General features: G+C 51.0%; 1 protein-coding gene and 1 pseudogene. One reads left to right on the plus strand and one right to left on the minus strand.

Going from position 1 to position 1,533, the window contains the following annotated elements; translation table 11 throughout:
- Window positions 1-1,211 (plus strand): hypothetical protein (locus CW742_RS12595; protein ID WP_292420882.1); only part of this gene is annotated, 1,211 nt, incomplete at its 5' end.
- A 117-nt stretch (window positions 1,212-1,328) separates the two neighbouring features.
- Here the strand turns inward: CW742_RS12595 and CW742_RS12600 are convergent.
- A pseudogene (locus CW742_RS12600) lies at window positions 1,329-1,533 on the minus strand (hypothetical protein); the annotation flags it as partial.

Here is a 1,533-nt window from a genome sequence, read left to right on the forward strand (position 1 = left end):
TGCGGGGAGAACAGCTTTCGGATGCCATTGTCTACGACAAGCTGCATGTGCTAAAAAAGGACTTCAGCGGGTACATTGAGCGTAACTCCGCAAAGGTCGACGCGAACCTCCCTGTTTTTTTCGGCTATGTTGTCTCTGCACTCGAAAGCTCATTCCCTCATATCGGGGATGATGATTATGACGAGTTTATCGACAGCATGACGTTCAAAGTCCTGGATGCGAGCAGGAACATTGCCGATTTCGATTATATCCGGCGTGTTAAGACGAATGCTCTCCGGTTCAAGAAGATGAAAAATGCCGACCAGGGCATCAACATCGTTATCGGCCTCCGTCTGGTAAAGGCCGGGGACCCCGTCCACGGGCTGGAGTTTTTAAAGAAGTATGCGACGTTGGATGTAAAACTCGGCATGGCTGTTGCCCACTGCTATTACACGCTCTCGCTCCGGGAGTTCCGGAAGGATGACGAATCGCCTGCAAAGAACCTCCGTCCCGGGGAGATGGAGCTCTTAGCGCGAGAGATGCTCTTAAAACTCGCGAAGACCAAACCCCCCGTAAACACGCTCCGCCAGCTCGAGGTTGACGACCCCTCATTCCTGGAAAAGATCTTCTGGCAGATGATCTTCATCGGGCTGGAATGGTTCCCCGACGAGATCTGGTTTATCAATACCGGGCTGAAAAATGCCATGGACACAAGCAATGCTGCTATGCGCAAGAGGATCCTTGAAATCGGTGCTGAACGTTTCTATACCAACATCAACATCCTCAGGGAGATGTATTACTACCATCTCGAGAACCGGGATCCTTCATCGGCTGCAGGAGTCGTCAACCAGCTTATCAAGCAGTATCCTCACGAGCTTGAACCGATCTACCTTGGGCTCAAACTCTCCCTCCTCACCCAGAAAAAGATGACCTACCACGGGTTCCGGAAAATGGCGGTCACGAATAACATGCCCTCGCAGATCGTTGACCTTTTCGATTTTACTTTTGATCTCCTGAACCATGAGCCCCGGGAAGCGATGGCACGTATCGCGGAATTTGAGAATGAGTTCCCAAGGTTCCAGTACTATGCCATCACCCTGAAGTACATTGCTTCGGACCTTCTCTCAACGGACGAAGTGAGGAATAAAAAGGCACGAAAAGTGCTCCTTGATTCGCTTGAGAATTTCTCTCTCCGTGAGTTACAAAATAGGAAGCCTGTGAAATTACCGTAGTAGTGTTCTTTTTATATATTCCCTGATAACAGGCATCTCCTGATATGGCGGGGATAATGAAAAGACCCGCGGAATAATGGAGTAACCGTCTGGTATTTTTCCCCCTGTTATTAGGGATCAGAACCGTGGCTTGAGACCGATGCCATTAAAGAATTCCCGAAGGGACTGGAGGATGCCGTCAAAGAAATTGTCGGGGGCGGTCTTCGTCATGGACGGAGATACGCCTTCCTCCCGCAGGGTGGGAAAGGCACGGTGGGAGATGGGTTCTGGAGGGGGGGGGGGGGGGTTGGGTGGAGGAGTGGTTGTTATGGCGAGCTGGAGT

This window comes from Methanoregula sp. (assembly GCF_002835825.1).
Lineage (GTDB): Archaea > Halobacteriota > Methanomicrobia > Methanomicrobiales > Methanospirillaceae > Methanoregula.